The following is a 3,182-nucleotide window of genomic DNA, read 5'->3' as shown; positions in this document are numbered from 1 at the left end:
ATAGCGCATTACGTCACAACGCTGATGAATCCGCTCAACGCACTCGACGAACAACCAGTCGTTGTCATTCGGATGAATGCTCAGCGAACGGATTTCACGGCCGCCATTGGGGGGCGAGAAGAGGGTCTGCGTGGTGGGTGTCGCTACCTCGGCCGTGGACTTCGCTTTCACATCGCGAGTCGGGGGCGGTGGTGTGAGAAGAGACCACCACAATGGCAAGACGCAAGCCGCCGTCAACATCGCGGCGAAAACCCACCCTAGATTTCGTTTGGTCATTGCGGCCGCATGCTTCAGAAGCCCGCAGGACTAGCGGGACAATGCCCAATACCGTATATCGATGGTCAAGGTGACAAAAGCGCCAATGCGGCTAAAGCGGACAAACCCCCATCAAGTCGCCGTCATCGATGCCTGCCCACTACCTATGTGACGCGGTACTGCTTGCGCACGGCAACGCTGCTTTGAGACGAAACGCATACCCGCCCCGCCCCCGCGCTACTCCACCCCGCGCGCCCGGTCGGCCGCGAACTGCGCGCGCCAGGCCTCGAAGCGGCCCTCGGCGATGGCCTCGCGCATTTCCTTCATGATGGTCAGGTAGAAATGCAGGTTGTGCAGCGTGTTCAGGCGCGCGCCGGTGATCTCGTTGGCGCGCTGCAGGTGGTGCAGGTAGGCGCGCGAGAAGTTGGCGCAGGTGTGGCAGGCGCAGCTCGGGTCCAGCGGACGGGTGTCGTCGCGGTACTTGGCGTTGCGGATCTTGACGTCACCGAAGCGGGTGAACAGCCAGCCGTTGCGGGCGTTGCGGGTCGGCATGACGCAGTCGAACATGTCGACGCCGCGGCTCACGCCCTCGACCAGGTCTTCCGGCGTGCCCACGCCCATCAGGTAGCGCGGGGCTTGCGCCGGCAGCTTGGGCGTCACGTGCGCCAGGATGCGCATCATGTCTTCCTTGGGCTCGCCCACCGACAGCCCGCCGATGGCGTAGCCGTGGAAACCGATGTCCTGCAGGCCGGCCAGGGACTCATCGCGCAGCGATTCGTACATGCCGCCCTGCACGATGCCGAACAGCGCGTTGGGGTTCTGCAGCCGGTCGAATTCCTCGCGCGAGCGGCGCGCCCAGCGCAGCGACATGCGCATCGAGCGGGCCGCTTCCTCGACGGTCGCGGGGCGGCCGTCGATCTCGTAGGGCGTGCACTCGTCGAACACCATGACGATGTCCGAGTTCAGCGAGCGCTGGATGCGCATCGATTCCTCGGGCGTCAGGAACAGGCGGGCGCCGTCGATGGGCGAGGCGAACTTCACGCCTTCCTCGGTGATCTTGCGCATGCCCTGCAGGCTGAACACCTGGAAACCGCCCGAGTCGGTCAGGATCGGCTTGTCCCACTGCATGAAGCCGTGCAGGCCGCCATGCTTTTCCATGATCTCCGTGCCCGGGCGCAGCCACAGGTGGAAGGTGTTGCCCAGCACGATCTGCGAACCGATCTCCTTGAGCTCGTGCGGCATCATGGCCTTGACGCTGCCGTAGGTGCCCACGGGCATGAAGATGGGCGTTTCCACCACACCGTGGTTGAGCGTGATGCGGCCGCGGCGGGCGCCGCCGTCGGTGGCGAGCAGTTCGAAATTCAGTCCGGTCATGGGGCGGGGGATTCGATGAACATGGCGTCGCCGTAGCTGAAGAAGCGGTAGCGCTGGGCGACGGCGTGGGCGTAGGCGCGGCGGATCGGCTCGACGCCGGCCAGTGCCGAGACCAGCATCAGCAGGGTCGACTGGGGCAGGTGGAAGTTGGTGACCAGCGCGTCGATGACACGGTACTGGTAGCCGGGGGTGATGAACAGGCGCGTGTCGCCTTGGGCGGCGGCCAGCGGCAGCCCGGGGGCGGTGTGGCCCTCGGTCTGGGCGGCGGCCGATTCCAGGGCGCGCACGCTGGTGGTGCCGACCGCGATCACGCGGCCGCCACGGGCGCGGGCCGCGGCGATGGCGTCCACCGCGGCCTGCGGCACGGTGAACCATTCGGCGTGCATGATGTGGTCGGCCAGGTTGTCCACGCGCACCGGCTGGAAGGTGCCGGCGCCCACGTGCAGCGTGACGAAGGCGCGCTCCACGCCCAGCGCCGCCAGGCGGTCCAGGGTGGGCTGGTCGAAGTGCAGGCCGGCGGTCGGGGCCGCCACGGCGCCCGGCTCGCGGGCGTAGACGGTCTGGTAGCGGTCGTCGTCGCCGGCGTCGGCGGCGTGCGTGATGTAGGGCGGCAGCGGCGTGGCGCCGTGCGCGTCCAGCAATTCCAGCACCGGCCCGGGGAAGCGGATGTCGAACAGCTCGCCCTCGCGGCCCAGCACCGTGGCGTCGAAGGCGTCGGCCAGCCGCAGCACCATGCCGGCGCCGGGCGACTTGCTGGCGCGCACGTGCGCCAGGGCGCGGTCGGTGTCGATGATGCGCTCGACCAGCACCTCGACCTTGCCGCCGGTGATCTTGTGGCCGGCCAGGCGCGCCTTGATGACGCGGGTGTCGTTGAACACCAGCAGGTCGCCGGGGCGCAGCAGTTTTTCCAGGTCGGCGAACTGGCGGTCATGCAGTTGACTGGCGCCATCCAGGTGCAGCAGGCGGCTGCCCGTGCGCTGGGCGGCGGGCGTCTGCGCGATGAGCTCGGGAGGCAGCTCGTAGTCGAAATCGGAAACGGTAAGGGCTTGCACGCGGGTATCGGTATCAGGGGCGGGCGCGGCCTGGGCCGGCCGCCGGGCCGCCGGATGGGCGGCGGCAAAAAAGCGAGCCGGACCTGTCGGCTCGGCTCTGGGCAACTGTCTATTGTAAAGGGGCTGGCGAAAAGGGCGGGGCGGCCGGCGATGGCCATGCCCGCGCCAGCGAGGATGGCAAGACGAGGGCGGGCGATTTTCAGGGGAAGGTGCGCCGGGGGCTGGCGCGGCGCCTTAGCGCCCGCCGCGCCAACCGAGCCGGCGCGAGCAGTCGGCCGCGGCCGCCATCAGGGCCCGCAGCGGCGCGCCGTCCGGCGCCAGATCGAAGCCGCCGTGCAGCCCCAGGCCGGTGATGGTCCCGGCCAGCTGGCCCTGGGCGTCCAGCACTGGCAGCGCGGCCGAGTCGATGCCGTGCAGCAGGTGGCCGCTGACGCTGGCGTAGCCGCGCTGGCGCGTGGCCTGCCAGCGCGCCCGCAGCGCGGCGGCGGGGTCGGCCGGGTC

At 69.1% G+C, this 3,182-nt stretch carries 2 protein-coding genes and 1 pseudogene; all 3 read right to left on the bottom strand.

Annotated elements, in window-relative coordinates:
• Positions 1–492 precede the first annotated feature (492 nt).
• Positions 493–1,629: a tRNA guanosine(34) transglycosylase Tgt gene (gene tgt / locus HV742_RS31950; RefSeq protein WP_054417124.1), complete on the bottom strand. Its 1,137-nt coding sequence runs from the start codon at positions 1,627–1,629 to the stop codon at positions 493–495.
• Positions 1,626–2,681 (bottom strand): tRNA preQ1(34) S-adenosylmethionine ribosyltransferase-isomerase QueA, encoded by a 1,056-nt coding sequence (gene queA / locus HV742_RS31945; RefSeq protein ID WP_175147275.1) that lies wholly within the window; start codon positions 2,679–2,681, stop codon positions 1,626–1,628. The genes tgt and queA overlap by 4 nt, the downstream gene beginning before the upstream one ends.
• 234 nt (positions 2,682–2,915) lie before the next feature.
• Positions 2,916–3,182 (bottom strand): annotated as a pseudogene (locus HV742_RS31940) (IclR family transcriptional regulator); the annotation flags it as partial.

It is taken from the genome of Achromobacter ruhlandii, assembly GCF_902859695.1.
In the GTDB taxonomy this organism is placed as follows: domain Bacteria; phylum Pseudomonadota; class Gammaproteobacteria; order Burkholderiales; family Burkholderiaceae_B; genus Achromobacter; species Achromobacter ruhlandii.
Note: the sequence above shows the minus strand (reverse complement) of the source record. Positions and strands in the feature narration are given on the sequence as shown.